Source organism: Nocardioides stalactiti, from assembly GCF_014180715.1.
GTDB lineage: Bacteria > Actinomycetota > Actinomycetes > Propionibacteriales > Nocardioidaceae > Nocardioides > Nocardioides stalactiti.
Window position 1 is genome coordinate 1 of sequence record NZ_JACEFC010000069.1, and the last position, 23,921, is coordinate 23,921.

Genomic DNA, 23,921 nt, shown 5'->3' on the forward strand with positions numbered 1-23,921 from the left:
CGTCGCCCCCGACGGCGATCTCCTGGGTGAGGTCGCCGCTGGCGGCCGCCGAGACCACGGCGAGGATCTGCTCGACCTTGACCTGCAGGGTCGCGGCAGCCTCGCGCTCCTCGGTGTCCTTCTGGATCCGCTCGAGCGCCGAGGAGACCAGCCGTCCGACGTTGCGCAGCGCGTCGAGGCGCTGCGGCGACGGCGAGAGGGTCTCGGTCGCGAAGAAGTCCATCGTGCCGATGACCTCGCCCTTGAGCATGATCGGGAAGCAGACACCGGACTTCACGCCGACCTGCTGGGCGACCGGCGCCCGCACGCAGTCGGTCATCTCACCGATGTCCTTGGTGAAGAAGAGGTCCTTCTGCTTCCAGGCGCGGCCCGACAGACCCACGCCCTCGGCGAACGACGCCTCCAGCGTGACCTTGCGGAACTCCGGACCGGCGTCGCCGGACTCACGCACGAAGCGAAGCTTGCGGTCGTCCTCGTCGATCGCCCAGTAGGAGCCGTAGGCCCAGCCGAACTCGCGGCGGACGGTGTCGAGGGCGACCTGGACCGCGCTCGAGACCGAGGACTCGCCCGACAGGGCGGAGAGGACCAGGTTGACGGCCTTGGTGTCGGCCGCCGACTCCTCGCTCTCGCGCTCGAGGCGAAGCCGCTCGGTGATGACCTCCCACGTCGCCATGGCGCCGACGTAGTTGCCGTCCTTGTCCTGGATCGCCGAGACCAGCAGGTCCAGCGTCTCCGGGCCGACCTGGATGTTGGCCCGGCGGGGCAGCTGGGCCTGGTCGGCCAGGATGCCGCGCTGGTAGTCCGGCTTCTTGTGGAAGATGTCGAGGCTCGAGCCCACGACCTCGTCGGCCTTGACCGGCAGGTGGGCCTCCAGGACGCGCAGCGTCTCCAGCGACGCCGGGTTCATGTAGGTGATGGTGAACTCGCGGTCGGCGAACATCATGTTCGTCGGGCTGTTCTCCATCATCGAGGTGACCCGGGCGACCTCGGCCTCCATCTGCAGCTTCGCGGTGACGACCTCCCAGGTCGCCATCGCTCCGATGTGGTTGCCCTTCTCGTCACGGATCGCCGAGACCAGCAGGTCCAGCGTCTCCGGACCCACCTGGATGTTGGCCCGGCGCGGCAGCTGGGACTCGTCGGACAGGATGCCCCGCTGGTAGTCCGGCCTCTTGTGGAAGATGTCGAGGCTGGAGCCCACGACCTCGTCGGCCTTGACCGGCAGGAACTCCTCCAGCGAGCGCAGCGTCTCGAGGGAGGTGGGGTTCATGTAGGTGATGATGAAGTCACGGTCGGCGAACATCATGTTCGTCGGACTGTTCTCCATCATCGACTTGAACATCACGTCCTGGTCGGACGCGACCTTCTTGGCGGCTGCGGCGCGGGACGTCGTACGTCCGTTGACCGCAGGCGCGGCGGTGTCGAGCTCGGTCATGGGTTCCCTCCGGTGATTTCAGGGGTGACGTCCAGCGCCCGGTCGGCGTCGAGGACGAGCAAGATGGCGTGAGGCAGGGTGCGGACGCCCTGGACGACGTCCCGGACGACAGCGGGCATGGTCGACGGGACGGACTGGAGCTCCAGGTCGGCGACGTCGATGACGTCGCCGATGTCGTCGACGAGGATGCTGACGATCTCGCCGCGGCTGCGGACGATCACGTTCATGGGCAGCCGGTCGTCCTCCCGGTCGGGGAGGCCGAGGCGGACCCGCAGGTCGACCGCGGTGACGATCTGGCCACGCAGGTTGATCAGCCCCGAGACCGCCTCGTGGGCGCGGGGCACGTCGGTCATCGGCTGGTGGCGGAGGACCTCCTGGACGTGGTCGACGGCGACTCCGAAGAAGAGGTCGTCGACCCAGAACGTGCAGTACTGACCGGCAGTGGTCGCCGTCGCCGTGGCGGTCATGACGCCACCACCGCCTCGAGGTCGACCAGGTCGGTGACCCGGCCCTGCACGACGGCGGACCCGAGCACGCCGGCACGGCGGCCGGCAGACGACGTGACGACCTCGGTCTCGACCACGTCGAGGACCCGGTCGATGACGATGCCCACCGACCTGTTGTCCGCCTCGTGCACGACCACAGCGATCTCCTCCGCGTCCAGCGAGCTGTCGACCAGCCCGATCCGGGGCGCCAGCCGGACCAACGGGAGCAGACCGCCGCGGTACTGGACCACCTCGACGTTGCCGCTCCGCTCGACCCGGGACGCCGGGATCTCCTCGAGCCTGGCCACGTCGGCGAGCGGCAGGGCCGCCCGGCGGGCGCCGCCGACCTCNCCGACTCCCTGGGACTTGGCGAGACCGGCGACGTCGAGGATCAGCGCTACCCGCCCGTCGCCCATGATCGTCGCGCCGGCGTACATCCCGAGGTTCTTGAGCTGACGTCCGATCGGCTTGACCACGATCTCCTGGGTGTCGTGCACCTCGGAGACGCAGAGCCCGAACCGGGTGTCGTCGCTCTGGAGCACGACCACCGTGACGGCGCCGCCGGACTCGACCGGCCCGCCGAGAGCCTCGGCGAGGTGGACCAGCGGCAGCAGGTCGCCGCGCAGTCGGAGGACCGGCGCACCGGCCAGCTGCTCGACGTCGCGCCCGAGCTCGTCGCCCTCGATCCGGACCAGCTCGACCAGGTTCGCCTGCGGGATGGCGTACCGCTCGCCGCCCTCCGCGACGACCAGCGCCGGGATGATCGCGAGGGTGAGCGGGATCCGGACCCGGCACGTCGTACCGCGCCCCGGCTCCGACTGCACGTCGACCGTGCCGCCGATCCGTTCGATGTTGGTGCGGACCACGTCCATCCCGACGCCCCGGCCGGACACGTTGGTCACCTCGGTGGCGGTCGAGAACCCCGGGCGGAAGATCAGGCTGTAGATCTCGCGGGTGTCCATCCGAGCCAGCTGCTCCCGGGTGACCGCGCCGCGCTGGAGCGCGACCTCCGCGATCCGGTTCGGGTCCATGCCGGCGCCGTCGTCGGTGATCTCGACGACGACCTGGCCGGACTCGTGGAAGGCGCGGAGCACGAGGGAGCCCTTGCGCGCCTTGCCGGCGGCCTCGCGGACGTCCGGGCGCTCGATGCCGTGGTCCATCGAGTTGCGGACCAGGTGCGTGAGCGGTCCCTTGACCGCCTCGAGCAGGCTCCGGTCGAGCTCGGTGTCGTGGCCCTCCATCGTGAGCTCGACCTCGCGGCCGAGCTGGAGGGCGAGGTCGCGGACGACGCGCGGCATCTTCGACCAGACCTGGCCGATCGGCTGCATGCGGGTCCGCATCACCGACTCCTGGAGCTCGCTGGCGACCAGGTCGAGGCGCTGGCTGGCACGCACCAGCTCGATGTCCTCGTGGTTCTCCGAGCGCTGGAGGATCTGGTTGCGGGTCAGGACCAGCTCGCCGACGAGCTGGACCAGGTTGTCGAGGAGCTCGACGTCCACGCGGACGGACGAGTCGACGAGACCACGCCGCTCGGTTCCGTCCCACGCCGGCTGGCCTTGCTCCTCCGGCACAGGCGCGTCCCCGGTGCGGCGGTCGATCCCGTCCCACGCCTGGTCGTCGGCCGCGACCGACAACTCGACGGACGCAGCTGCCACCTCGACGGGCACGACCGACGCTTCGTCGGCTGGGATCGCGGAGGCAGCAGGGTCTTCACCGGTACCTGCTGCCTCCGCTGCTTCGGGAGTCGCCTCTACGGCGACGAGGGTGGGCGCGGGCGGCATCTCGACGGGCACGGGCGGCATCTCGACGGGGGCGGACGCCTCGACGGGGGCGGACGCCTCGACGGGCGCAGGCGTCTCGGGGGCGTCGAGGAGAGCCTCGATCACGAGGACGACGGGGTCCACGTCGATCGACGGGTCCTCGTCCTTGCCGGTGCGCTCGATGACGTCGAGCAGCGCCCGGACGGTGTCGACCATCCGGAGCAGCCCACTGGTGATCTCAGGGGTCATGGAGAGCTCGCCGTCGCGCAACCGGGAGAGCAGGGTCTCCCCCACGTGCGTCAGACGCTCGAGCCGGCCGAGGGCCAAGAAGCCCGAGGTGCCCTTGATGGTGTGGATCGTGCGGAAGATCCCCGACAGCACCTCGCGCGAGTCCGGCTGCTGCTCCAGCTCCACCAGGTCGCGGTCGAGCTGATCGAGGTTCTCGTGTGACTCCACGAGGAACTCAGCGATGATCTCGGCTTCGTCGTCCATGTGCCCTCCCTTCGCTGCGCCTATCGGCAGCGCGGGTGGGCCTCTGAGCAGAAGGAACGCTCAGGGACCTGAGCAGGAGACGGTGGCCGAAGTCTGCGGACTCGCCGACCGAAGTGTGCGGGCTCGCCGACCGAAGTGTGCGGGGTCGTCGATCAGCGACGCTGGCGCAGCGCCTCGGTGAGCGAGGCAACGACCTTGGCCGGCGGAGACGCGGACTCGGTGTTGGAGTCGGCGAGCTGGGCGAGGAGCTCGGCGCGGTGGACGCTCACGGACCGGGGCGCGTCGATGCCGACCCGGACCACGTCGCCCCGCACCTCGAGCACCGTGATCGTGATGTCGTCGCCGACGACGACGCTTTCGCCGACGCGGCGGGAGAGGACCAGCACAGGTCGAGGCTACGCCACCAGCGGTGCTGCGAGCGGGAGATCCTGGTCCTCGAGGATCACCTGGCTCGCGCGGCGCGTCACCAGGTTGACCAGGAGCGGCGCCTTGAGGTTGACCGTGGTGTCCGCGAGCGAGGTGCCAGCACGGACGACGAGCAGGAGCAGGACGTCCTCCGGGGACTCGATCCCGAGCTCGGCAACGGTCTCGTCGTCGATCTCAGGGGCGTAGTCCGGATAGAACGGCGCCGGCGGTACGACGACGAACTCGAGGTCGTCACGGCTGAGCGAGCGGAACGCGTGCAGCACCCCGTCGTCGTCGAGCCGCACCAGCGCGAACGTGAGGTCCTCGGGGAAGCCGGGCATCGCGTGGACCAGCTCGATCACCGGGAGGTCCGTGCCCTCGGTGGCACCGTCCCCCTGCTGCGCGTCCATGACAGCGATCATCGCAGGAAGTCGATCAGACTCGGCTGCAGGACGCGCGACGTGGCCGCAAGTGCCGCCTGGTAGGCGACCTCCTGCAGCTGGAGGTCGACCGCGGCCTTGGCCAGGTCGGTGTTCTCCAGGGTGCTGAGGGTCGCCGCCAGCGACTGGTGGGCGCTGATCGCCGAGGCGTCCGCCTTCTCGATCCGGTCCAGCCGGGTCCCGGCCGCCGTGCGGGCCGAGGTCACGGTCTCGAGCCGGGTCTTGAGGTCGTCGATGCCCGTGCGGATCGCGGTGCCGTCGCCGGCCCGCAGCGCGGTGGCGAGGTCCTCGAGCTCCTGGAAGACCGAGGCGGCGCCGTTCCCGAAGACGTCGCGTCCGTCGACGTCGACCTTGACGGTCACGCCGTCCGCCACCCGACGCGTGACGTCGCCGGCGACGCCGACCCACGTCCCCGTGCTGTCGAAGGCCTGCGGGTCGCCGGTGATGCCGCCGAAGATCGGCCGGTTGAGGTAGGTCGCGTTGGCCGAGGAGAGCAGCCCCGCGCGGAGCTCCTCGACCTCGGTCGCGAGCGCGTCGCGGGCCGCCTGGCCCTGGGCCGCCGTGTTGGCGCCCTGGATGGCGAGCTCGCGCGCGCGTCGTACCGACAGGGTGACGGTGTCGAGGGTGGAGTCGACCTGCGACAGCCAGCCGACCCCGTCGTTGGCGTTGCGGGAGTACTGCTCCTGCTGGGCCATCGAGGTCCGCAGCCGCATCGCGGCCGTGACGTCGGTCGGGTTGTCCGAGGGCCGGTTGAGCACCCGCCCGGTCGACAGCTGCTCCTGCACCTTGGCCAGCCGGCCGAGACCGAGCTGGAGGTAGTCCAGCGAGGTGTTGGTCAGCATCCGCTGCGTGACGCGTCCGTTCATCGTCAGATCACCTGCCCACGATCCCGGTGCGGTTGATGAGCACGTCGAGCATCTCGTCGACCGCGGTCATCAGGCGCGCGGCGGCCTCGTAGGCCCGCTGCGCCGTGACCAGGTTGACGGTCTCCTCGTCGAGGTTGACCCCGGCCTGCTGCTCCCAGGAGCCCTGGACCGACGCAGCCAGTGCGGCCTGGTTGGAGCGCTGCCGCTCGATCGCGGCGACCTGCGAGCCGAAGCCGTTGACGAGCCGTTGGTAGTCCTCCCCCGCCGTGCCCGTCGAGCTGAGCAGGTCGGCGTTGCCCCCGTCGAGGGTGCCGCCGGTCACGGACGCCGCCGCGACGTCGGCTGAGCCGGAGAGGGCGACGGCCAGGGTCGACGCCGCGTTGAGCGGGTCGTAGCTGAAGAAGGCACCGCCGGCGTTGCCGGCGAGGTCGAATCCGAGCGCGTGCTGGGCGTTGACCGCGTCGGCGAAGTCCATCGCGACCTGGTCGAGCCCGGTCCGGTACGCCGGCAGCGTGTCGGAGAGCAGGGTGTAGACCGCCCCGAGCTCACCCGTCAGGGCCGTCGGCAACGCCGTGACGGTGCCGCCCATGTCGACCTCGAAGGTGATCGGGTTGCCGTCAGCAGCGGCCGTCGGCGTCACTCCGGTCGCGATCGAGAGGGTCGCTGACTGGCGGCCCGACACGACGCTCACACCGGCGATGGAGACGTCGAACATGCCGTCCGAGCGGACCGTCGTGACCGCCCCCGCCTTCTCGGCGAGCTGGAGCGCGAGCGCGTCGCGCTGGTCGCGCAGGGTCGCGGTGTCGCTGCCGTTCACGTCGGCGGCGAGGATCTGCTTGTTGAGGCTCGCCAGGTCGGCGGCGGTGTCGTTGATCTCACCGACGAGGTCGACCAGGTGGTGGCGCTGGTCGGACTCCTCGCCCGTCACGTTGCTCACCTGGGCGCGCAACGCCTGCGCGAGGGTCTCGGCGCGGCTGATCACCTGCTGGCGGGCGGCCTCGCCGCCCGGGTTGAGCGCGAGGTCCTGCCAGGCGTTGTTGAGCCCGGTCATCGCAGCCGACACCCCGTTGGGGCCCGGCTCGCCGATGCCGTCGTCGAGGCGCTGGAGGACGGTCGCGGACGTCTGGAGGAACGAGAGCCCGGCCGACTCACGGCGGACCCGGCTGTCGAGGAGCGGGTCGACGTTGCGGCGGACCTCGCCGACGGCGACCCCGTCGCCGTAGCCGTCGTACCGGGACCAGAGCGCAGGCTGGCTCGGCTCGACCGAGGCGCCGACGACCGTACGACGGACGTAGCCGGTCGTGCTCGAGTTGGCGATGTTGTTGCCGGCGACGTCGAGCGCGACCCGCTGGAAGCGGAGTGCCGAGAGCGCGGTGTTGACGCTGCTGAAGGTGCCCGTCATCAGAGGGCCCTGTCGACCAGTCCGGGGCGAGCGGTGCCGACGACGGCCGCGCCGTCGGGGGTGTAGCCCTCGGGACCGGAACCGACGATGCCGAGCAGGGTCGCCCGGGCCGAGCGGAAGCCGGCGGTGAGGAGGCCCTGGTTGTCCTCGGACAGCTGGGCGATCTCACGGGCGGCGGCGACGAACGCGTCGCGGTGCTCGAGCAGCAGTGAGCCCCAGGGGTCCGGGGCGGCCGCGGCGAGCGCAGCGAGCGAGGGATCGTGGGAGAGGCCGAGCTCGGCGGCCGCCTCGTCCGCGGCGACCGAACGGAGGACCTCGGTCTCCCGGATCGTCGCCAGGATGTCCTCGATCTCCCGGGTGGCGTTGATGAGCCACCGGGTCCGGCCACTGGCGAGCACGAGGCGTTCCACCTCGAGCTTGTAGGACAGGAGCTCCAGCAGCTCGCGCTCCCGCCACAGGATCAGCGACAGCTTTTCCACGTCCGTGTCCTTCCCGAAAGGTCTTCCCCGACAGTTCTCTGCGTCCTTCCATCGCCCGGTCCCGGGCGCACCTGAGGCGAAAACGCGAAGAAGATCCCCGGCGCCTCCTCCGATCGGTCATCCCGGGGTGACTAGGAGGGTCGGGACGGGGTCCCGGGGTCCTAGACGCACGGTCCCGCAGGGGTCCCTAGTTCCCGGGTCCGGGGGCCTGAGGGCCCCTGTTCCCCTCACGTCCGGTCGCCCGCGTCGAGACATTGATGGGGTGATGGCGACACCTTCAGACCCGCAGGGCGACGACACCGAGAAGCGCATCCTCGACCACATGCCCCTCGTCGGGCACATCGTTCGAGAGACCATGAGCCGGGTCCCGTCCCACGTGAGCCGCGACGACCTCGTCTCGGCGGGACTCACCGCGCTCGTCCAGGCCTCGCAGGCGTACGACGCCGAGCGCGGCGTGCCGTTCGAGCGCTACGCCTCGACCCGGATCCGCGGGGCGGTGCTCGACGGGCTGCGCGCGATCGACTGGGCGTCACGCTCGGTCCGGCGCAAGGCGCGTGACCTCGACGAGACCCGCAACCGGCTCGCCAGCGTGCTCGGCCGCAGCCCCAGCTCGTCCGAGATCGCCCAGGCCGCCGGGGTGTCGGAGCAGGAGATCAAGGCCAACGAGGAGGACATCGCCCGGGCCCAGGTCCTCTCGCTCCAGGCCAGCACCACCACCTCGCTCGACGAGCTGCTGCCCGCTCGTGCCCCGTCGCCGGAGGCCCTCATCGAGCATCAGGAGCAGCTCACCTACCTGGTCGAGGCGATCACCGAGCTGCCCGACCGGCTGCGCACCGTGGTCGAGGACTACTTCTTCGCCGAGCGCCCGATGGCCGACATCGCCGCGGACCTCGGGGTCACCGACTCACGGGTCTCGCAGATGCGCGCCGAGGCGCTCAAGCTCCTGCGCGACGCCCTCAACCACGCCCTGGAGCCGTCGCTGGTCACCGACGTCGGCAAGCCGGGAGGCTGCGCCAACCGCCGGCGCGAGGCCTACTTCGCCGCGGTCGCGGCCCGGCACGCCGAGGGCATGCGCCGCCCTCGGGCCGTTGCCGAGTCCCGCATCGACGCGGCCGGCTGAGTCTCCGGAACGGATCGAGTCCGGGCCGCACGGCCCGAACTTTCTTCGCGACTTTTCTCAGATCGGGGCCCCTGGCCACCGATGGACACCGCGGAGGGCCCACGGATGGGCGATCCACATCAAGTAGCAGACCTTAAATTCCAGGAGGGAAGTCATCATGGGTCTTCGCATCAACCAGAACATCGACGCTCTCAACGCGTACCGCAACCTGTCGGTCACGCAGAGCCAGATGAGCAAGTCGATGGAAAAGCTTTCCAGCGGCTTTCGCATCAACCGCGCCGCTGACGACGCTGCCGGTCTCGCGATCTCCGAGGGCCTGCGCTCGCAGGTCGGAGGTCTCAAGGTTGCCGTGCGCAACGCTCAGGACGGCATCTCGGTCGTGCAGACCGCTGAGGGTGCGCTGACCGAGGTCCACGCGATCCTCCAGCGCATGCGTGACCTCGGTGTCCAGGCGTCGAACGACAGCAACAACGCCTCGGCCCGGGCCAACATCGCCGCTGAGGCGACGCAGCTCACCTCGGAGCTGACGCGGATCGGCAACGCGACCAACTTCAACGGCCAGAAGCTGCTCGACGGCACCGCCGGCACCCTGAACTTCCAGGTGGGTGCGGACGGTGACTCCAACAGCAACATCGCGGTCAACCTGGCGTCGGTCAACGTGGTCTCCGTGGCCGCCAACCTCGGCAACGCGGGTGCCGAGTTCGACGTGCTCACGCCGAGCAACGTCACGGGTGCCGTCACGTTCTCGACCACCGGTCCGGTGACCAGCGCCACGGTCACCCTCGGTGCGGCGGGCACGTACGACACCGTGGACGACGTCGCTGACGCCCTCAACAACGACACCGGCTTCTCCGCGAACTTCGCGGCGTCGGTGAACGAGGACAACCAGCTCGTCGTGACCTCGAAGGTCGGCGGCACGGTGGCGGTCGCCGCCCCCGGTACCGGCATCGCCGCCGGTGCGGCCATCGCCGGTGGTCTGAGCTTCGCGACCCACGCGTCGGCCCAGGCTGCGGTCAACCTGATCGACACCCAGATCGGCGCGGTCTCGACCGCTCGTGCGACGCTCGGTGCCTACCAGAACCGGTTCGAGCACACGATCGCCAACGTCAACGTGGCGATCGAGAACCTGTCGGCGTCGGAGTCGCGGATCCGTGACACGGACATGGCCTCCGAGATGATGTCGTTCACCCGGTCGCAGATCCTGTCGCAGGCCGGCACCGCGATGCTCGCTCAGGCCAACTCCGCCCCGCAGAACGTGCTCCAGCTGCTGCGTGGCTGATCCGCCTGATCAGCACCGCTGATCGCCCGCATCATCACCCCGATGCGGACACCGCGAGGAGCCGGTGGAGCACCGCTCCATCGGCTCCTCGTGTCAGCAAGTCCCGGAAGGAGACATCGTGGCTACAGCCAGCATCGGCGGCCTCGCCAGCGGCCTCGACACGAGCACGATCATCAACCAGCTGATCCAGCTGGAGTCGCTCCCCCAGACCCAGCTCAAGTCGCGGGTCACCACCGAGCAGAACAAGGTGACCGCGCTCCAGGGCCTCAACACCCGCCTCGCGACCCTCGCCACCAACGCCGACGCGCTCGCCAACCCGACGGGCAGCGCCGCCTCGGTGTGGGAGAGCCTCAAGGCCACGTCGTCGAACTCCGCGGTCACCGTGACCGCGTCGAGCACAGCGTCGCCCGCGGCGTACAACGTCACCATCGGGCACACCGCCCTCACCCACCGGATCTCCTACACCTCCCCGCACGCCGCGACCGACGTCGTCACCGGCGGTGCGACCACCATCGAGCTGGACCGCCTCGACGGCAGCAGCGTGGTCTCCCTCAACGTGGGCACCGGGACCCTCCAGGAGGTCGCCGCCGCGATCAACGACACCGGCAACGCGACCGGGCTGCGCGCCACCCTCGTGCAGGTCGGCACCGGGTCCTTCCGGCTCATGGTCGAGTCGACCGCGACCGGCGCCGCCCAGGACTTCACCCTCAGCCTCCCCGGCGGTGGGGCGCTCCTCGGCGGGGCGTCGTCCACGCAGGCCGGCCGCGACGCCGAGATCTCGATCGGCGGGATCACCGTCGGCTCCACGACCAACACGTTCACCAACGTCACCCCCGGGGTGACCATCACGCTCGGCGCGTCGGCGACCGGGACGGCCGACATCAACGTCACCCGCGACGCGACCGCCCGGTCCAACGCGGTCAAGAAGCTCGTCGACGAGCTCAACGGGATCCTGACGACCGTCGCGTCCACGACGGCCCACAGCGCCGACACCAAGCAGCAGGGCGTCCTGTCGGGCAACTCGCTGCTGCGGCGGGTGTCCTCCGAGCTCACCGGCACGATCTATCCCGCCGACGGCAGCTCCTTGGCGGACTACGGCATCGAGGTCGACCGAACCGGCAAGCTGGTCTTCGACGAGGCCGCGTTCGCCGCCGCCTACCAGGCCGACCCGGACGCCGTCACCGAGGCGTTCACCGGGACCGACGGCTTCGCCGAGCGGATCCACGAGGTCGCCGACCTCGTCAGCAACAAGTACACGGGCACCCTCACCTCGGTCATCAAGAGCGGCACCGACGGCATCGCCCGGCTCAACGCGAGCATCGCGAGCTGGGACGACCGCCTCGAGCTGCGCCGTTCCACGCTCGAGCGGCAGTACGCCGCGCTCGAGGTCAGCCTCAGCCAGCTCAACAGCCAGTCGGCATGGCTCTCCAGCCAGCTCTCGAACCTCTCCTCCAGCAACGACTGACGAAAGGCACCCCGATGTCGCTCAGCAACGCCCGCGCCGCCTACGTCGGCAATTCGGTGTCGACCGCGAGCCCGGCCCGCCTGCTCGTCATGCTCGTGGAGCGGCTGGAGCTCGACGTCGAGCGCGCCCTCCAGGCCCAGACCACGCAGGACTGGGCGGAGGCGCACCGCAACCTGCTGCACGCCCAGGAGATCGTCGTCGAGCTCGCCAGCAGCCTGAAGCCCGAGCTGATCTCGGGCGGCAACGAGCTCGCGATGCTCTACGAGTTCCTCCGCGTCCGGCTGGTCATGGCCAACATCAAGCGCGACCCGGACATCACCCGTCAGGCGCTCACCATCGCGCGCGGGGTCTCGGAGATGTGGCGCCTCGCCGCGCTCGCCGCGGCGGTCTGAGATGACGGCTGACCCGTCCGTCGCCCCGGCGCCCCCGACCTGGGAGTCCGCCCTCCAGCGCCTCGAGGACGACGTGTCCCGGCTCGAGGCTCTCGAGCCCGGCGCTGCCGCGCCCGAGGTCGAGGAGTGGGAGCCCCCGACCGACCTCGGCCCGCTCCCCCACGACCTCGCGCCGCGCGCCCGCGACCTCTTGTCGCGGCAGCTCTTCGCCGTCGGCCGGCTCACGGCCGCGCTGTCCGGCAACCGTCAGCAGGCGCGGGTCGCCGACAGCGTGCGCGCGGCGACGGTCGTCACCGGACGTGCCGCGTACGTCGACGTCCGGGCCTGAACCGCCGGAGACCTGCGTCCGCGTGCGGGCGGGATCAGGGCTGGACCGCTGCGAGCCTGGGCCGCAGCCCGGCGGTGATCCGCATGGCGATGTCGCCCAGCGGCAGCGTCTCGTCGGCCAGGCCGGCGATCGACACCGCGCCGGGCATGCCCCACACGACCGAGGACGCCTCGTCCTGGACGAGCACCCGGGCACCGGAGGCCGCCAGCGGGCGACACCCCTCCAGGCCGTCCTGGCCCATGCCGGTCAGGACGGTGGCGAGCGCGCGCCCGCCGTACACCTCGTGCGCGCTGCGGAAGAGCACGTCGACGGCCGGACGGCAGAAGTTCTCCTGCGGGCCCTGGTCGAGGCGGGTGACGACGCTGCCGTCGACGGCCCGCACCACCCGCAGGTGGAAGTCGCCGGGCGCGATCAGCACCTCGCCGGCGCGGACGACCTCGCCGTCGACGGCCTCGCGGACCGTCAGGGCACACTCGCGGTCGAGCCGCTGGGCGAGCATCGCGGTGAAGACGGGCGGCATGTGCTGCACCACGAGCACGGGCACGGGAAGCGACCCGGGCAGGGCCGGCAGCACCTGGGCGAGCGCGTCGGGACCGCCGGTCGACGACCCGATGAGGAGCACCTCGGGCGGCCCGGAGGCAGTTCTGCGCGGCTCGGGAGCCGGGGGGGCCGTCCGGACGACGGCCGGACGCGGTCCGAGACCGGCGGCGAGCCGCCGACGCCCGGCCAGCGCGCGGATGCGCGGGACCAGCTGCTCGCGGACCGCGGTTATCCCCTCGGTGACCCCACCGACCGAGTTCGACGGCTTGGTCACGTAGTCCGACGCTCCGCGGGAGAGGGCCTCGAGCGTGGCCGTCGCGCCCCGCTCGGTCAGCGTGGAGAACATGATGATCGGCAGTCGCGGGTGGTCCTCGCGGATCGCGACCACCGCGCCCAGCCCGTCCAGCCGTGGCATCTCGATGTCGAGGATGACGACGTCGGGCACCAGCGCGTTGACCTGGTCGATGGCCTCGAGCCCGTCGCGGGCGACACCGGCGACCTCGATGTCGTCGGCCTCGCCCAGCGCGGTGGTGACCAGGCGGCGTACTACGGCACTGTCGTCGACGACCAGGACTCGGATCACGTTGGAAGCATCGGCCGTGAGCCGATTCTCCTGAGGAGCGATCACCTGCGGATGACCGCTCGACGACGCTGAGGTGCCTAAGCACGTGCGTGTCCCCGGTTTGCTCAGGAACTCCGGGACCGGTCCGATCAGTAGGCCATGGTTTCCGCATCCGAGGCGTTCGCGGCGGTCTCCGCCCTCGCCCGGCGGGAGACCGGCATGATCTATGACGAGGGCAAGGAGTACCTCGTCGAGGCGAGGCTGCAGCCGCTCGCCAACAAGGCCGGTTGCTCCTTCGCCGACTACGTCACCAAGATCCTCGCCGACCCCGTCGAGCGCGCCAAGGCGATGGACGCACTCACGATCAACGAGACGAGCTGGTTCCGCGACAACGCGCCGTACCAGGCGTTCACCGACGTGATGCTCCCCGACCTGATCCAGGCACGGTCAGCCACCCGTCGCATCCGGGTCTGGAGCGCAGCGAGCTCGAGCGGCCAGGAGGCGTACTCGATCGCGATGCTCCTCGACCAGCACCTGCCGCCGGGGTGGACCAGCGAGATCGTCGCGTCGGACTACTCGCCGACGATGCTCGACCGGGTCCGCGCCGGCCGCTACACCCAGGTCGAGATGAACCGCGGCCTGCCGGCCACGCTGCTCGTCAAGTACTTCAGCCGCGTCGGCATCGAGTGGGAGGTCGCTCCCCACCTGCGCGACATGGTCACGGTCCGCAGCCAGAACCTCACCGCGCCCTTCCTGGGGCTCGGCACGTTCGACCTGATCCTCCTGCGCAACGTCCTCATCTACTTCGAGAAGGACGTGCGGCACGACATCCTGCGCCGGATGCTGCCGATGCTGAACCCCGGTGGGTACTTCCTCATCGGCTCGTCGGAGACCACCCTCGACTCCCCGCCCGCGCTCGCCGCCGCCTGGCAGCGTGAGCAGATCGGTCGGGTCCAGGTGCACCGGGTCGCCCCGGCGTTCGCGGACCGACCGACCGCCCCCATTGCCGCGTCACTGACAGGAGCCTGACCCATGCGCGCGCTGATCATCGACGACTCCCGAGCCATGCGGAGCATCCTGCGCCGCATCGTCAACGGTCTCGGTTTCGAGTCTGCCGAGGCAGGCGACGGCCAACAGGCCCTCGACGTCCTCGAGAGCGGGTTCAACCCCGACATCTGCCTCATCGACTGGAACATGCCGGTGATGGACGGCTACACGTTCATCACCAAGGTCCGGGACAACCCGGAGTGGCGCTCGATGACGCTCATGATGGTGACGACGGAGAGCGAGCAGAAGCAGATCGTACGCGCGCTCGCCGCCGGCGCCCACGAGTACGTCATCAAGCCGTTCACGCCCGATGCCATCGCCGACAAGCTCGAGCTGCTCGGCCTGCGCGCGACCGAGGTGCCGGCATGAGCGTCATCGCTCCCGAGCTCACCGACCTCCAGGCCGTCGTGGAGGAGGTCTGGTCGACGTTCGTGGGCTACGAGCACCCTCTCTGCGTTCGGCAGGTGCCGGCCGGCACCCCGCTCGACTCCGGCGTGTGGTCGGGCGCCGTCTCGGTGACGGGCGAGTGGCAGGGCGCGGTGACCGTGGAGCTGGCCGACGACGTCGCCGTCGCGATCAGCCGCGTGATGCTCGACGTCGACCCGTCCGAGAGCCTGAACGACGACGACGTCGCCGACGCCGTGGGCGAGCTCGTCAACATGATCGGTGGCAACGTCAAGAGCCTGATGCCGGGTCCGAGCGCGCTGTCGCTGCCCGCCGTCGCCGCGGGCCGCGCCGTCTTCCCGTCCGACGCGCACGAGGTCGCGCGCCTCGACCTGCTCTGGACCAACCAGCCCGTCCGGATCACCGTCCACACGCCCGGGAGCCCACGATGAAGATCCTGATCGCCGACGACAGCCGCGTGATGCGCCAGATCGTCATCCGCACCTTGCGCCAGGCCGGCCACGGCGGCCACGAGGTGGTCGAGGCCGAGAACGGCCGGATGGCGCTCGAGATGGTGCAGAGCGAGTCGCCCGACCTGGTGCTCTCGGACTGGAACATGCCGGAGATGACCGGCATCGATTGCCTGTCCGCACTGCGCGCCTCCGGGTCGCAGGTGCCGTTCGGCTTCGTCACCTCCGAGGGCTCGGAGGACATGAGGCAGCGCGCTGCCGCGGCGGGCGCCGCGTTCCTCATCGCCAAGCCGTTCACCCCGGAGGCCTTCGACGAGGCCCTCCGCACCGTGCTCTGAGGAGACAGCGATCCCCCATGGACGTCCACCTCCCCCAGCCGAAGCAGGTCCGCGACCTGCTCGTCGACCTGCTCGGCCGTGACGTGACGCTGTCGCCGACCAAGCCGTTCGCCCCCGGCCCCGACACGCCCGCGTCGGTCGCCGTCTACGTCAACGACAGCCTGCAGATCCGCGCCCTGATCGCCTGCGACCTCCCGTTCTCGGCGTACGCCGGCGCCGCGATCGCGCTGGTCCCGCCCGGTGCGGCAGCGGACGCGGTCGCCGACGGCAAGCTGACCGACCCCCTCGCGGAGAACCTGTACGAGGTCCTCAACATCGCCGCCTCGACGTTCAACGTCGACGGCTCGGACCACCTCAAGCTCCACCAGCTGCACCCGGCCGGACCGCCGCTCGACCCGATGGTCCGGATCCAGACGCTCACCCTCGGTCGACGCGAGGACCTCAGCGTCGACGTCGCCGGCTACGGCGGCGGGTTGCTCAGCATCGTCCTCGTCTAGGACTCGCCCACCTCCGGGTCCTGCGATCGTCGGGGCGCCTAGCCCGGACGGGTCAGGACCATCGTCCTCATTTGGGCGCCAGGGCCTCAGAAGGCTCAGGTGGGGTCAGCCGGGGCCGATCAGCCCCGCGAGCAAGGATCGCTCACACCCACGCAGCCGACGGACCGGCTTCGCCTTTCCACATCGTCCAGGTGTGGCAAACACGGAGGTCCGTCGTGATCCTGTCCGGCTCAGATCCGGTCGGCTTCGCGCTGCACGCGGCCATGAACGGCCTGTCGATGCGGCAGCAGGTCATCGCCGACAACATCGCCAACGTCGACACTCCGCACTTCCGTGCGTCGAGCGTCGACTTCGAGTCCTCCCTGCGCGCCGCGATCGCCGACGGCGAGGTGCCGGCCGACTCGTCCGCCTCCGTCTCGGTGATGCCGACGGAGACGCCCGTGGGTGCCAACGGCAACAACGTCGACCTCCGCAAGGAGTCGATCGCCGCGATCCAGAGCCAGTACCAGTACCAGGTCGTGGCCCGCTCGATCAGTGACCGGGCGAGCCTCGTGAGCACCGCGGCAGGCACCCGATGAGCGGCGCGTTCGAGGCGCTCCGGATCGCCAACTCCGCACTCGGCGCCCACCAGACCTGGCTGGACTCGCTCGCCGGCAACATCGCCAACACCAACACGATCACCTCGACCGACGAGAACGCCTTCCAGGCGACGTACGTCATCTTCTCCGCCCGGCCCGACGGCGGTGTCGACGTCGGAGGCCTCGCCCAGTCCTCCGCCGAGGGCCGGCTCGTCAACGACCCGAACCACCCGCTCGCCGACGAGGACGGCTACGTCCGGGCCCCCGACGTCGACATGTCGAGCCAGATGAGCCAGCTGATCATGGCCCAGCGCGGCTTCCAGGCCGCCGTCCAGGTCACCAAGACCGCGCAGGACGAGTACACCGCGGCGCTCCAGATCGGTGCCCGCTGATGAGCACGATGCCGATCGGATCGATCGGGTCCGTGGGCTCCTTCGCCCTGCCGAACATCGCGGCACCGGGCATCGGCGGGGTCGACGGCCCGGCCGGGGTCGACCGGGCCTCCCTCACCCCGGGCGTCGGCGGCGCCTCCGGCGCCGAGTTCGGCAGCCTGCTGCTCGACGGCCTCGACCGTCTCGAGGGGATCACCGACAAGGCGGACAGCCTCGCCGTGCAGGCCGCCACCGGCGACCTGGACAACATCCACGACTACACGATCGCGGCGAGCGAGGCGCAGGTCGCGACCCAGCTCACCGTCGCGGTGCGCAACAAGGCCCTCGAGGCGTTCTCCGAGATCATGCACATGCAGGTCTGAGGCGGCTGACCGATGCGAACCAACATGAACCGCGTGATGGCCCGGGCGCGCCAGGCCATCCTGACGATGACGATCGGCCAGCGGATGGCCGTCCTCGTCGGGACCGCCGCCCTCCTGGTCGGCGCGTTCCTCGTCGTCCGGTGGGTCTCGGCCCCCAGCTACGCCCCTCTCTACACCGACCTGTCGGGTGCCGACGCCAGCGCCGTCGTCGACGAGCTGGAGACGCAGGGCATCCCCTACAAGCTCGAGGACGGCGGCTCGACCGTGATGGTCCCGCGCACCGACGTCTACTCGACCCGGATCGCCCTCTCCGGCGAGGGCCTCCCCGCGGGCGGCGACTCGGGCTACAGCATCCTCGACGGCTCCGACCTCTCCACCTCGGAGTTCAAGGAGCAGACCAACTTCAAGCGGGCGATGGAGGGCGAGCTCTCCAACACCATCGAGGCCATCGACGGCGTCGACACCGCGGTCGTCCACCTCTCCATCCCGGAGAAGGAGGTCTTCAGCGACGACAAGGTCGACCCGACCGCCTCCGTGCTCGTCGACACCGCGCAGGGCATGACCCTGGGCGCCGAGCAGGTCCAGGCCGTCGTGCACCTGGTCGCCTCGAGCATCGAGGGCCTCGACCCCAAGAAGGTGACCGTGGCCGACTCCACCGGAGCGGTCCTCACCAACCCCGACGCCGAGACCGGTCTGGGCGGCGCGAGCACCCAGGCGAAGATCCAGCAGAACTACGAGGAAGGCCTCCGCGCCGAGGTGCAGTCCATGCTCGACCGCGTCGTCGGCCCCGGGAACTCCTCGGTCACCGTGACCGCGCAGATGGACTTCGACACCGCGGTCACCGACAGCCGGACGTACGTCCGGCCCGAGCGCAACACCCCGCCGCTGTCGGAGTCGTCGAGCACCGAGACCTACAGCGGCCCTGGCGCGCAGTCCGGGGTCGACGGCGGCACCGTCGGCCCCGACGGCCAGATGGACACCGGCGCCGACGGCGCTGACGGTGACTCGTCGTACGAGAACAGCCAGGTGACGCGCGACAACCCGGTCGGCGAGGTCGTCGAGCACCGCGAGTCCGCCCCCGGCTCGGTCGAGAGCCTCCACCTCGCGATCGTCCTCGACACCGCAGCCTCGGCATCCATCGACGAGGAGCTGGTCCAGGAGCTGGTCGCCGCCGGCGTCGGCATCACCGCCGAGGACGGCAGCAGCATCGAGGTCACCAAGATGCCGTTCGATCGCTCCGCGGAGGACGCCGCGGCCAAGGAGCTCGCCGCGGCCGAGGCCGCCGACGCCCGTCAGCAGAAGAACGACATCCTCATGGCCGTCGCGCTGGCCCTGGGCATCGCGCTGCTCGTGCTGCTCGCCTGGTGGCAGGCACACCGTCGGGCCAAGAAGCGGGAGAAGGCGACGACCTACGTCGTCGAGCAGCTCCGCGCCGACGCCGCCGCCCGGACCACCTCCGTCGCGCCGTCGCCGGCCGTCGCCGTCCTCGAAGCGGCCGACGACGACGAGTCCGGCGCGCTCCAGGACGAGCTCGCGGCCCTGGTCGAGAAGCAGCCTGAGGACGTCGCCGCACTGCTCCGCGGCTGGCTGGTGGATCCGCGATGAGCCGCGCCGCCGGCATGGCCGTCGCCAACATCGGGGTCCGCAAGGCAGCGATCCTGCTGCTCCAGCTCGGCAAGGACCGGGCCGCCGACATCCTCGGCCACCTCAGCGAGTCCGACGTCGAGGCGATCTCGGCCGAGATCGCCCGGCTCGACACCGTGACCGCGTCGGAGACCGAGGCGGTGCTCCTGGAGTTCCGCGACCTGGCCACCGCGCACGCCCACGTCACCCAGGGCGGGTTCGGGTTCGCCAAGTCACTCCTCGAGCAGTCGCTCGGCTCCGAGCGGGCGGCAGCGATCATGGAGCGGCTGCACGCCGCCCACGTGCAGATGCCGTTCCAGTTCCTGCACCGCGCGGACCCGGCACAGCTGCGCAGCTTCATCGCCGACGAGCACCCGCAGATCATCGCCCTCGTCCTCGCCCACATGTCTGCCGACAAGGCGTCGCTGCTGCTCGGCGGGCTCCCTGCCCACCAGCAGGCGGTCATCGCCCACCGGATCGCGGTCATGGACCGCACCAGCCCCGAGATCATCCGTCAGGTCGAGGGCATCCTGGAGCGCAAGCTGTCCTCGATGCTCCAGCCCTCGGAGGTCTCCCGGGTCGGCGGCGTGGACCCGCTCGTCAACATCATCAACCGCTCCGACCGCCCGACCGAGCGGCAGATCGTCGAGGGCCTCGAGGGCCTCGACGCCGCGCTCGCCGACGAGGTCAAGAGCCGGATGTTCATGTTCGAGGACATCATCAACCTCGACGACCGCTCGGTGCAGCAGGTGCTGCGCCAGGTCGACACCGCCGAGCTCGCCCTCGCCATCAAGGGCGTCAGCGAGCAGGTGCGGGACAAGATCACGAAGAACCTGTCCGAGCGCGCGGCCGAGAACCTCCTGGAGGAGGTCGACCTGCTCGGCCCGGTCCGCCTCGCCCAGGTCGAGGAGGCCCAGCAGTCCATCATCCGCACGATCCGCCAGCTCGAGGAGCAGGGCGTGATCATGATCAACCGGGGCAATGACGATGAGTTCGTCGTCTGAGCGCCAGCGGGCTGTCGTGCTGACCGCCGAGCAGGTCGGCGCGGCCGGCGAGCTCGCCCAGCTCGCCGCGCCCGAGCTGCGGACGGGTCAGTGGACCCGCCTGGGCGACACCTCGCTGCTCGGCGACCGGGTGACCGAGGGCGTCCTCGGCGACGTCGCCGAGCGGGTCCGCGCGGCGGCCACCGCCGAGGGCTACGCCGTCGGCTGGGCCCAGGGCCGGCGCGACGCCGCCGTCTCAGCTGCGACCGAGGAGCGCGAGCGCGTCGCCGCCCACGAGCGGGCCGAGGAGCGCCGCGAGGCCGAGCACCGCGCCGCGGTCGAGGCGCTCGGCCGGGCCGCCGACGAGGTCCGGGCGCACCTGCACCGGCTCGCCGACGCGGTCGAGGGCCAGGCGACCTCGCTCGCATGGGCGATCACCGAGGAGATCATGGGCCGCGAGGTCCTCGTCGCCGACGGCGCCGACGTCGTACGACGAGTGCTCGCGGTGCTGCCGACGACGGCGCTCGCGCGGGTGCGGCTGCACCCCGACCAGGTGTGGGCCCCCGCGGTCCGGGACCTCGTCGAGCGCGGCCTCGACGTGGTCGCCGACGACAGCCTCGGCCGCGCCGACGCCCTCGTGGAGTGGGACGGCTCCGTCGTCGACCTGCGGGTCGCCGAGGCGATGGGCCGGGTGCGCACCGTGCTGACCGCTCCCGCGGAGGCGCGGTCATGACGATCACCGCGGAGACCTTCGACCGCTCCCTGCTGGCGGCCCGGCCGGTCCGGCTCGGCACCGTGACCGAGCTGGTCGGCCTGCACCTGCTGGTGCGGGGGCTGCCTGCGGCGGTCGGCGACCTGGTGTCGGTGACGACCTCCGCGGGCCCGCTCCTCGCCGAGGTCGCCGCGCTGCGCACCGACGGCATGGTGTGCCTGCCGCTCGGCGCCACCGCCGGGGCCCGCGTCGGCGACCTGGTCCACCCGACGGGCGGCCCGCTCCGGATCCACGTCGGCGACGCGCTCCTCGGCCGGGTGCTCGACGGGCTCGGCCGGCCGGTCGACGGCGGCGCTTCCCTCGACCACCTCCCGGCGGTCACCGTCGACATCGAGGCCCCGCCGGCCCTGAGCCGGCCGCGGATCACCGAGCAGCTCGGCCTCGGCGTCCGGGCGCTCGACGGGCTGGTGCCCTGCGGGCACGGCCAGCGGGTCGGCATCATGGCCGGCTCCGGCGTGGGCAAGTCCTCGCTCCTGTCGATGATCGCCCACGGCACCGACGCCGACGTCAACGTCATCGCCCTCGTCGGCGAGCGGGGCCGCGAGGTCCGGGAGTTCATGGAGAACGACCTCGGGCCGGAGGGCCTGCGCCGCTCCGTGGTCGTCGTCGCCACGTCCGACGCCCCGGCCGTCGAGCGGCTCCGTGCGGCGTTCGTCGCCACCCGGATCGCCGAGTCGTTCCGCGACTCCGGCCGCCACGTCGTGCTGATGATGGACTCGCTCACCCGCGTCGCGATGGCGCAGCGCGAGATCGGTCTGTCGGCCGGCGAGCCGCCCGCGACCCGCGGCTACCCGCCCAGCGTGTTCGGCCTGCTCCCCCGGCTGCTGGAGCGCGCAGGCACCTCGCCGCTCGGCTCCATCACCGGCCTCTACACCGTCCTCGTCGAGGGCGACGACCTCCAGGACCCGATCGGCGACACCGCCCGGTCGATCCTCGACGGCCACATCGTCCTGTCCCGGGACCTCGCCACCGCGGGCCACTTCCCCGCGATCGACGTCCTCGAGTCCGTCTCCCGGGTCACCTCCGCCGTGACCGACCGCCACCAGCAGGAGGACGCCATCCGTCTCCGCCGGATGCTCGCCGCCCACCGTTCGGTCCGCGAGCTCGTCGAGATCGGCGCCTACGTCAACGGCGCCGACGCCGACGCCGACGCCGCCCTCCAGCGGCTCCCCCGCATCCAGGAGTTCCTCCGCCAGCCGATGGGTGACGTCACCCCGACCGCGGAGACCTGGCAGCGCCTCCACGACCTGGTGGCCTCATGAGCGCGCAGCGCGAGGACGCAGGGCTCGACGCGGTCGCCCGGGTGCGCGGCGTGCGCGAGCAGGACGACCGCATCGGTCTCCAGCTCGCCCTCACCGAGGCCCGCGGGCTGCACGCCCGGGCCGAGCAGCTCGAGGGCATGCTCACCGAGGTCCCCACCGACAGCCTGCTCGCCCTCACCCCGCAGGAGCTGCTGGCCCACCGGATCGCGCTCGGGCGGGTCGGCGAGGCCGCGCGGGAGGCCGCCCACGAGGCCCAGACCGCCGACGTCGTCAGTGCCGAGGCCCGGGTCCGCTGGGAGGCCGCGAAGACCCGTCTCGCCGCGGTCGAGCGGCTGCTCGAGGTGCGCGTCGCCCGCCGTCGTACGGCGGCCGAACGTGCCCGCGCCAAGGAGGCCGACGACCTCGCGGCCCAGCGCTGGCTCCGCGCCCGCACGGTCCGCCCGGAGGTGGCCCGATGAGCATCGACCAGGTCACCGCCCGGATCGCCCAGATCCAGATGCAGCTCAACCAGCTGACCCCGGTCACCCGCACCCGCGGCACCGGCCCGGCGTCGGAGGTCGGCTTCGCCGACCAGCTCCAGGAGCAGACCCCGACCACGCCGACCGATGCGTCGGGCGTGAGCGGCGAGGACGTCGTCGCCGAGGCCAAGAAGTACCTCGGCGTGCCCTACGTCTGGGGCGGGACCACCGAGAGGGGACTGGACTGCTCCGGACTGGTCCAGCTCGTCTACAAGACGCTCGGCTACGACCTGCCGCGCGTCTCGGCGGACCAGGCACGGTCCGGTACCGAGGTCGCCTCGCTCGCGGACGCCCAGCCGGGCGACCTCATCGCGTGGGACAACTCCAGCCGCAACAACGGCGCCGACCACATCGCCATCTACATCGGGGACGGCAAGATGATCGAGGCTCCGCGCACCGGCCTCGACGTCCGGATCGTCGACGTCCCGACCGAGCCCGACTACATCCGCCGGGTGATCGACCCGGCGGCGGCAGTGGGTCCGAGCATCCCCGGTCAGGCGGCCCGCAACTCGACATCGATGGCCACCGTGCCGGCGAGCACGCCGTACGCCGGTCTCATCAACGCTGCCGCCGCGCGCACCGGTGTCCCCGCCGACCTGATCGCCGCGGTCGCGAAGCAGGAGTCCGGCTACAACCCCGCAGCCGTCAGCAGCGCCGGCGCCCAGGGCCTGATGCAGCTGATGCCGGGCACCGCCTCCGACCTCGGCGTGCGCGACCCGTTCGACCCGCGCCAGGCCATCGACGGGGGCTCCCGGTTGCTCGCGTCGCTCCTCGACCGGTTCGGGCGCACCGACCTGGCGCTCGCCGCCTACAACGCCGGCCCCGGTGCGGTGCTCCGGTACGACGGCATCCCGCCCTACCCCGAGACCCAGAACTACGTCCGCAGCGTCCTCGCGATCATGGAGCAGATGTGAGCCTGACCCCGCTCGTCCCCGCGTTCCCCGCGCCGGCCTCCGGCGACGGGACCGCTCCGGGCACCGTGCCGGCCCTCGGCGACGGGGCCGGGTTCCTCGCGGCCCTGACCGCGGCCCTCGGACAGCCGGAGGGTGAGCCGACCGGCCAGGGCCGCGGGCTCGCGGTCCCGGCGAAGGGCACGGGCTGCATCGCGGACGAGAGCGAGTCCAGCAAGGACGAGTCCGGCGCCGACCCGCTGGCGGCGCTCCTGCAGGCGGGACCCGCGACCGCACCGTCGACGGCGCCGTTCCCCACGCTGGCGTCCACCCCGCTCAGTGGCGGCCCCACCGGGGC

The 23,921-nt window shown here is 71.3% G+C and carries 29 protein-coding genes; 20 read left to right on the top strand and 9 right to left on the bottom strand.

What is annotated here, in order from left to right:
- The 8 genes from H0487_RS22910 to H0487_RS14085 form a co-directional block, all read right to left on the bottom strand.
- Positions 1-1,432: GAF domain-containing protein (locus tag H0487_RS22910; RefSeq protein ID WP_220793404.1), on the bottom strand; the 1,432-nt coding region annotated here is incomplete at its 3' end.
- The gene (locus H0487_RS14055) at positions 1,429-1,899 is read right to left on the bottom strand and encodes a chemotaxis protein CheW (protein WP_183094860.1); all 471 of its coding nucleotides are present in this window, start codon (positions 1,897-1,899) and stop codon (positions 1,429-1,431) included. The genes H0487_RS14055 and H0487_RS22910, both read right to left, overlap by 4 nt.
- A complete protein-coding gene (locus tag H0487_RS14060) occupies positions 1,896-4,169 on the bottom strand; it encodes a chemotaxis protein CheA (RefSeq protein WP_183094861.1) in 2,274 nt (757 codons plus the stop codon). The genes H0487_RS14055 and H0487_RS14060 overlap by 4 nt, the downstream gene beginning before the upstream one ends.
- A 152-nt stretch (positions 4,170-4,321) precedes the next feature.
- The gene (gene csrA, locus H0487_RS14065; protein WP_183094862.1) at positions 4,322-4,555 is read right to left on the bottom strand and encodes a carbon storage regulator CsrA; all 234 of its coding nucleotides are present in this window, start codon (positions 4,553-4,555) and stop codon (positions 4,322-4,324) included.
- A gap of 9 nt (positions 4,556-4,564) precedes the next feature.
- Complete coding sequence (gene fliW, locus H0487_RS14070) at positions 4,565-4,984, bottom strand: flagellar assembly protein FliW (RefSeq protein WP_183094863.1); 420 nt, start codon at positions 4,982-4,984, stop codon at positions 4,565-4,567.
- A gap of 8 nt (positions 4,985-4,992) precedes the next feature.
- Positions 4,993-5,880, bottom strand: coding sequence for a flagellar hook-associated protein FlgL (gene flgL, locus H0487_RS14075; protein ID WP_183094864.1), 888 nt, complete (start codon positions 5,878-5,880; stop codon positions 4,993-4,995).
- 7 nt (positions 5,881-5,887) lie between these two features.
- Positions 5,888-7,282 carry a flagellar hook-associated protein FlgK gene (flgK, locus tag H0487_RS14080; RefSeq protein WP_183094865.1) on the bottom strand — a complete coding sequence of 465 codons (1,395 nt, stop codon included), beginning with the start codon at positions 7,280-7,282 and terminating at the stop codon, positions 5,888-5,890.
- Positions 7,282-7,761 (bottom strand): flagellar protein FlgN, encoded by a 480-nt coding sequence (locus tag H0487_RS14085; protein ID WP_183094866.1) that lies wholly within the window; start codon positions 7,759-7,761, stop codon positions 7,282-7,284. The genes flgK and H0487_RS14085 overlap by 1 nt, the downstream gene beginning before the upstream one ends.
- 265 nt (positions 7,762-8,026) lie before the next feature.
- Here H0487_RS14085 and H0487_RS14090 point away from each other — a divergent pair, with 265 nt between their 5' ends.
- The 5 genes from H0487_RS14090 to H0487_RS14110 all read left to right on the top strand — a co-directional run bounded on the left by H0487_RS14090 (position 8,027) and on the right by H0487_RS14110 (position 12,345).
- The gene (locus H0487_RS14090) at positions 8,027-8,881 is read left to right on the top strand and encodes a sigma-70 family RNA polymerase sigma factor (protein WP_246383581.1); all 855 of its coding nucleotides are present in this window, start codon (positions 8,027-8,029) and stop codon (positions 8,879-8,881) included.
- A 157-nt stretch (positions 8,882-9,038) separates the two neighbouring features.
- Entirely contained in the window at positions 9,039-10,160 is a 1,122-nt protein-coding gene (locus H0487_RS14095; RefSeq protein WP_183094867.1) for a flagellin N-terminal helical domain-containing protein, read from the top strand.
- 118 nt (positions 10,161-10,278) lie between these two features.
- On the top strand, positions 10,279-11,625 hold the full coding sequence (gene fliD / locus H0487_RS24330) for a flagellar filament capping protein FliD (protein ID WP_183094868.1): 1,347 nt from the start codon (positions 10,279-10,281) through the stop codon (positions 11,623-11,625).
- Positions 11,626-11,639: 14 nt separating this feature from the next.
- Complete coding sequence (gene fliS / locus H0487_RS14105) at positions 11,640-12,017, top strand: flagellar export chaperone FliS (protein ID WP_183094869.1); 378 nt, start codon at positions 11,640-11,642, stop codon at positions 12,015-12,017.
- A 1-nt stretch (position 12,018) separates the two neighbouring features.
- Positions 12,019-12,345: a hypothetical protein gene (locus H0487_RS14110; protein ID WP_183094870.1), complete on the top strand. Its 327-nt coding sequence runs from the start codon at positions 12,019-12,021 to the stop codon at positions 12,343-12,345.
- Positions 12,346-12,379: 34 nt separating this feature from the next.
- On the opposite strand, the gene H0487_RS14115 is transcribed toward H0487_RS14110, so the two are convergent.
- Positions 12,380-13,468, bottom strand: a complete 1,089-nt coding sequence (locus H0487_RS14115; RefSeq protein ID WP_183094871.1) for a protein-glutamate methylesterase/protein-glutamine glutaminase — start codon at positions 13,466-13,468, stop codon at positions 12,380-12,382.
- Positions 13,469-13,606: 138 nt separating this feature from the next.
- On the opposite strand from H0487_RS14115, the gene H0487_RS14120 reads away from it, so the two are divergent.
- From H0487_RS14120 to H0487_RS14190, 15 genes are all read left to right on the top strand, one after another.
- Positions 13,607-14,476, top strand: coding sequence for a CheR family methyltransferase (locus H0487_RS14120; RefSeq protein WP_183094872.1), 870 nt, complete (start codon positions 13,607-13,609; stop codon positions 14,474-14,476).
- 3 nt (positions 14,477-14,479) lie between these two features.
- On the top strand, positions 14,480-14,863 hold the full coding sequence (locus tag H0487_RS14125) for a response regulator (RefSeq protein WP_149729283.1): 384 nt from the start codon (positions 14,480-14,482) through the stop codon (positions 14,861-14,863).
- Complete coding sequence (locus tag H0487_RS14130) at positions 14,860-15,330, top strand: chemotaxis protein CheX (protein ID WP_183094873.1); 471 nt, start codon at positions 14,860-14,862, stop codon at positions 15,328-15,330. Before H0487_RS14125 ends, H0487_RS14130 begins: the two co-directional genes overlap by 4 nt.
- Positions 15,327-15,686 (top strand): response regulator, encoded by a 360-nt coding sequence (locus H0487_RS14135; protein ID WP_183094874.1) that lies wholly within the window; start codon positions 15,327-15,329, stop codon positions 15,684-15,686. Before H0487_RS14130 ends, H0487_RS14135 begins: the two co-directional genes overlap by 4 nt.
- Before the next feature lie 17 nt (positions 15,687-15,703).
- Positions 15,704-16,183 (top strand): hypothetical protein, encoded by a 480-nt coding sequence (locus H0487_RS14140; RefSeq protein ID WP_183094875.1) that lies wholly within the window; start codon positions 15,704-15,706, stop codon positions 16,181-16,183.
- 215 nt (positions 16,184-16,398) lie between these two features.
- Positions 16,399-16,761, top strand: coding sequence for a flagellar basal body rod protein FlgB (gene flgB, locus H0487_RS14145; protein WP_183094876.1), 363 nt, complete (start codon positions 16,399-16,401; stop codon positions 16,759-16,761).
- On the top strand, positions 16,758-17,153 hold the full coding sequence (locus H0487_RS14150) for a flagellar basal body rod protein FlgC (RefSeq protein ID WP_183094877.1): 396 nt from the start codon (positions 16,758-16,760) through the stop codon (positions 17,151-17,153). The genes flgB and H0487_RS14150 overlap by 4 nt, the downstream gene beginning before the upstream one ends.
- A complete protein-coding gene (gene fliE / locus H0487_RS14155) occupies positions 17,153-17,515 on the top strand; it encodes a flagellar hook-basal body complex protein FliE (RefSeq protein ID WP_183094878.1) in 363 nt (120 codons plus the stop codon). The genes H0487_RS14150 and fliE overlap by 1 nt, the downstream gene beginning before the upstream one ends.
- Positions 17,516-17,527: 12 nt before the next feature.
- A complete protein-coding gene (fliF, locus tag H0487_RS14160; RefSeq protein WP_183094879.1) occupies positions 17,528-19,120 on the top strand; it encodes a flagellar basal-body MS-ring/collar protein FliF in 1,593 nt (530 codons plus the stop codon).
- Complete coding sequence (gene fliG, locus H0487_RS14165; protein WP_183094880.1) at positions 19,117-20,142, top strand: flagellar motor switch protein FliG; 1,026 nt, start codon at positions 19,117-19,119, stop codon at positions 20,140-20,142. The genes fliF and fliG overlap by 4 nt, the downstream gene beginning before the upstream one ends.
- Complete coding sequence (locus H0487_RS14170; RefSeq protein WP_183094881.1) at positions 20,126-20,854, top strand: FliH/SctL family protein; 729 nt, start codon at positions 20,126-20,128, stop codon at positions 20,852-20,854. The genes fliG and H0487_RS14170 overlap by 17 nt, the downstream gene beginning before the upstream one ends.
- A complete protein-coding gene (locus tag H0487_RS14175; protein ID WP_183094882.1) occupies positions 20,851-22,155 on the top strand; it encodes a FliI/YscN family ATPase in 1,305 nt (434 codons plus the stop codon). Before H0487_RS14170 ends, H0487_RS14175 begins: the two co-directional genes overlap by 4 nt.
- Positions 22,152-22,613, top strand: coding sequence for a hypothetical protein (locus H0487_RS14180; RefSeq protein ID WP_183094883.1), 462 nt, complete (start codon positions 22,152-22,154; stop codon positions 22,611-22,613). The genes H0487_RS14175 and H0487_RS14180 overlap by 4 nt, the downstream gene beginning before the upstream one ends.
- A complete protein-coding gene (locus H0487_RS14185) occupies positions 22,610-23,587 on the top strand; it encodes a transglycosylase SLT domain-containing protein (protein WP_220793405.1) in 978 nt (325 codons plus the stop codon). Before H0487_RS14180 ends, H0487_RS14185 begins: the two co-directional genes overlap by 4 nt.
- Positions 23,584-23,921, top strand: a 338-nt coding sequence (locus H0487_RS14190; protein WP_220793406.1) for a hypothetical protein, incomplete at its 3' end; no start/stop codon positions are given. The genes H0487_RS14185 and H0487_RS14190, both read left to right, overlap by 4 nt.

Excerpts from the sequence above, each read along its gene's own strand:
- H0487_RS14055 (WP_183094860.1), bottom strand. The coding sequence starts at position 1,899 with ATGACCGCCACGGCGACGGCGACCACTGCCGGTCAGTACTGCACGTTC.
- fliW (WP_183094863.1), bottom strand. The coding sequence starts at position 4,984 with ATGGACGCGCAGCAGGGGGACGGTGCCACCGAGGGCACGGACCTCCCG.
- flgL (WP_183094864.1), bottom strand. The coding sequence starts at position 5,880 with ATGAACGGACGCGTCACGCAGCGGATGCTGACCAACACCTCGCTGGAC.
- flgK (WP_183094865.1), bottom strand. The coding sequence starts at position 7,282 with ATGACGGGCACCTTCAGCAGCGTCAACACCGCGCTCTCGGCACTCCGC.
- H0487_RS14090 (WP_246383581.1), top strand. The coding sequence starts at position 8,027 with ATGGCGACACCTTCAGACCCGCAGGGCGACGACACCGAGAAGCGCATC.
- H0487_RS14095 (WP_183094867.1), top strand. The coding sequence starts at position 9,039 with ATGGGTCTTCGCATCAACCAGAACATCGACGCTCTCAACGCGTACCGC.
- fliS (WP_183094869.1), top strand. The coding sequence starts at position 11,640 with ATGTCGCTCAGCAACGCCCGCGCCGCCTACGTCGGCAATTCGGTGTCG.
- H0487_RS14110 (WP_183094870.1), top strand. The coding sequence starts at position 12,019 with ATGACGGCTGACCCGTCCGTCGCCCCGGCGCCCCCGACCTGGGAGTCC.
- H0487_RS14120 (WP_183094872.1), top strand. The coding sequence starts at position 13,607 with ATGGTTTCCGCATCCGAGGCGTTCGCGGCGGTCTCCGCCCTCGCCCGG.
- H0487_RS14125 (WP_149729283.1), top strand. The coding sequence starts at position 14,480 with ATGCGCGCGCTGATCATCGACGACTCCCGAGCCATGCGGAGCATCCTG.
- H0487_RS14130 (WP_183094873.1), top strand. The coding sequence starts at position 14,860 with ATGAGCGTCATCGCTCCCGAGCTCACCGACCTCCAGGCCGTCGTGGAG.
- H0487_RS14135 (WP_183094874.1), top strand. The coding sequence starts at position 15,327 with ATGAAGATCCTGATCGCCGACGACAGCCGCGTGATGCGCCAGATCGTC.
- H0487_RS14140 (WP_183094875.1), top strand. The coding sequence starts at position 15,704 with ATGGACGTCCACCTCCCCCAGCCGAAGCAGGTCCGCGACCTGCTCGTC.
- H0487_RS14150 (WP_183094877.1), top strand. The coding sequence starts at position 16,758 with ATGAGCGGCGCGTTCGAGGCGCTCCGGATCGCCAACTCCGCACTCGGC.
- fliE (WP_183094878.1), top strand. The coding sequence starts at position 17,153 with ATGAGCACGATGCCGATCGGATCGATCGGGTCCGTGGGCTCCTTCGCC.
- fliF (WP_183094879.1), top strand. The coding sequence starts at position 17,528 with ATGCGAACCAACATGAACCGCGTGATGGCCCGGGCGCGCCAGGCCATC.
- fliG (WP_183094880.1), top strand. The coding sequence starts at position 19,117 with ATGAGCCGCGCCGCCGGCATGGCCGTCGCCAACATCGGGGTCCGCAAG.
- H0487_RS14170 (WP_183094881.1), top strand. The coding sequence starts at position 20,126 with ATGAGTTCGTCGTCTGAGCGCCAGCGGGCTGTCGTGCTGACCGCCGAG.
- H0487_RS14175 (WP_183094882.1), top strand. The coding sequence starts at position 20,851 with ATGACGATCACCGCGGAGACCTTCGACCGCTCCCTGCTGGCGGCCCGG.
- H0487_RS14180 (WP_183094883.1), top strand. The coding sequence starts at position 22,152 with ATGAGCGCGCAGCGCGAGGACGCAGGGCTCGACGCGGTCGCCCGGGTG.
- H0487_RS14185 (WP_220793405.1), top strand. The coding sequence starts at position 22,610 with ATGAGCATCGACCAGGTCACCGCCCGGATCGCCCAGATCCAGATGCAG.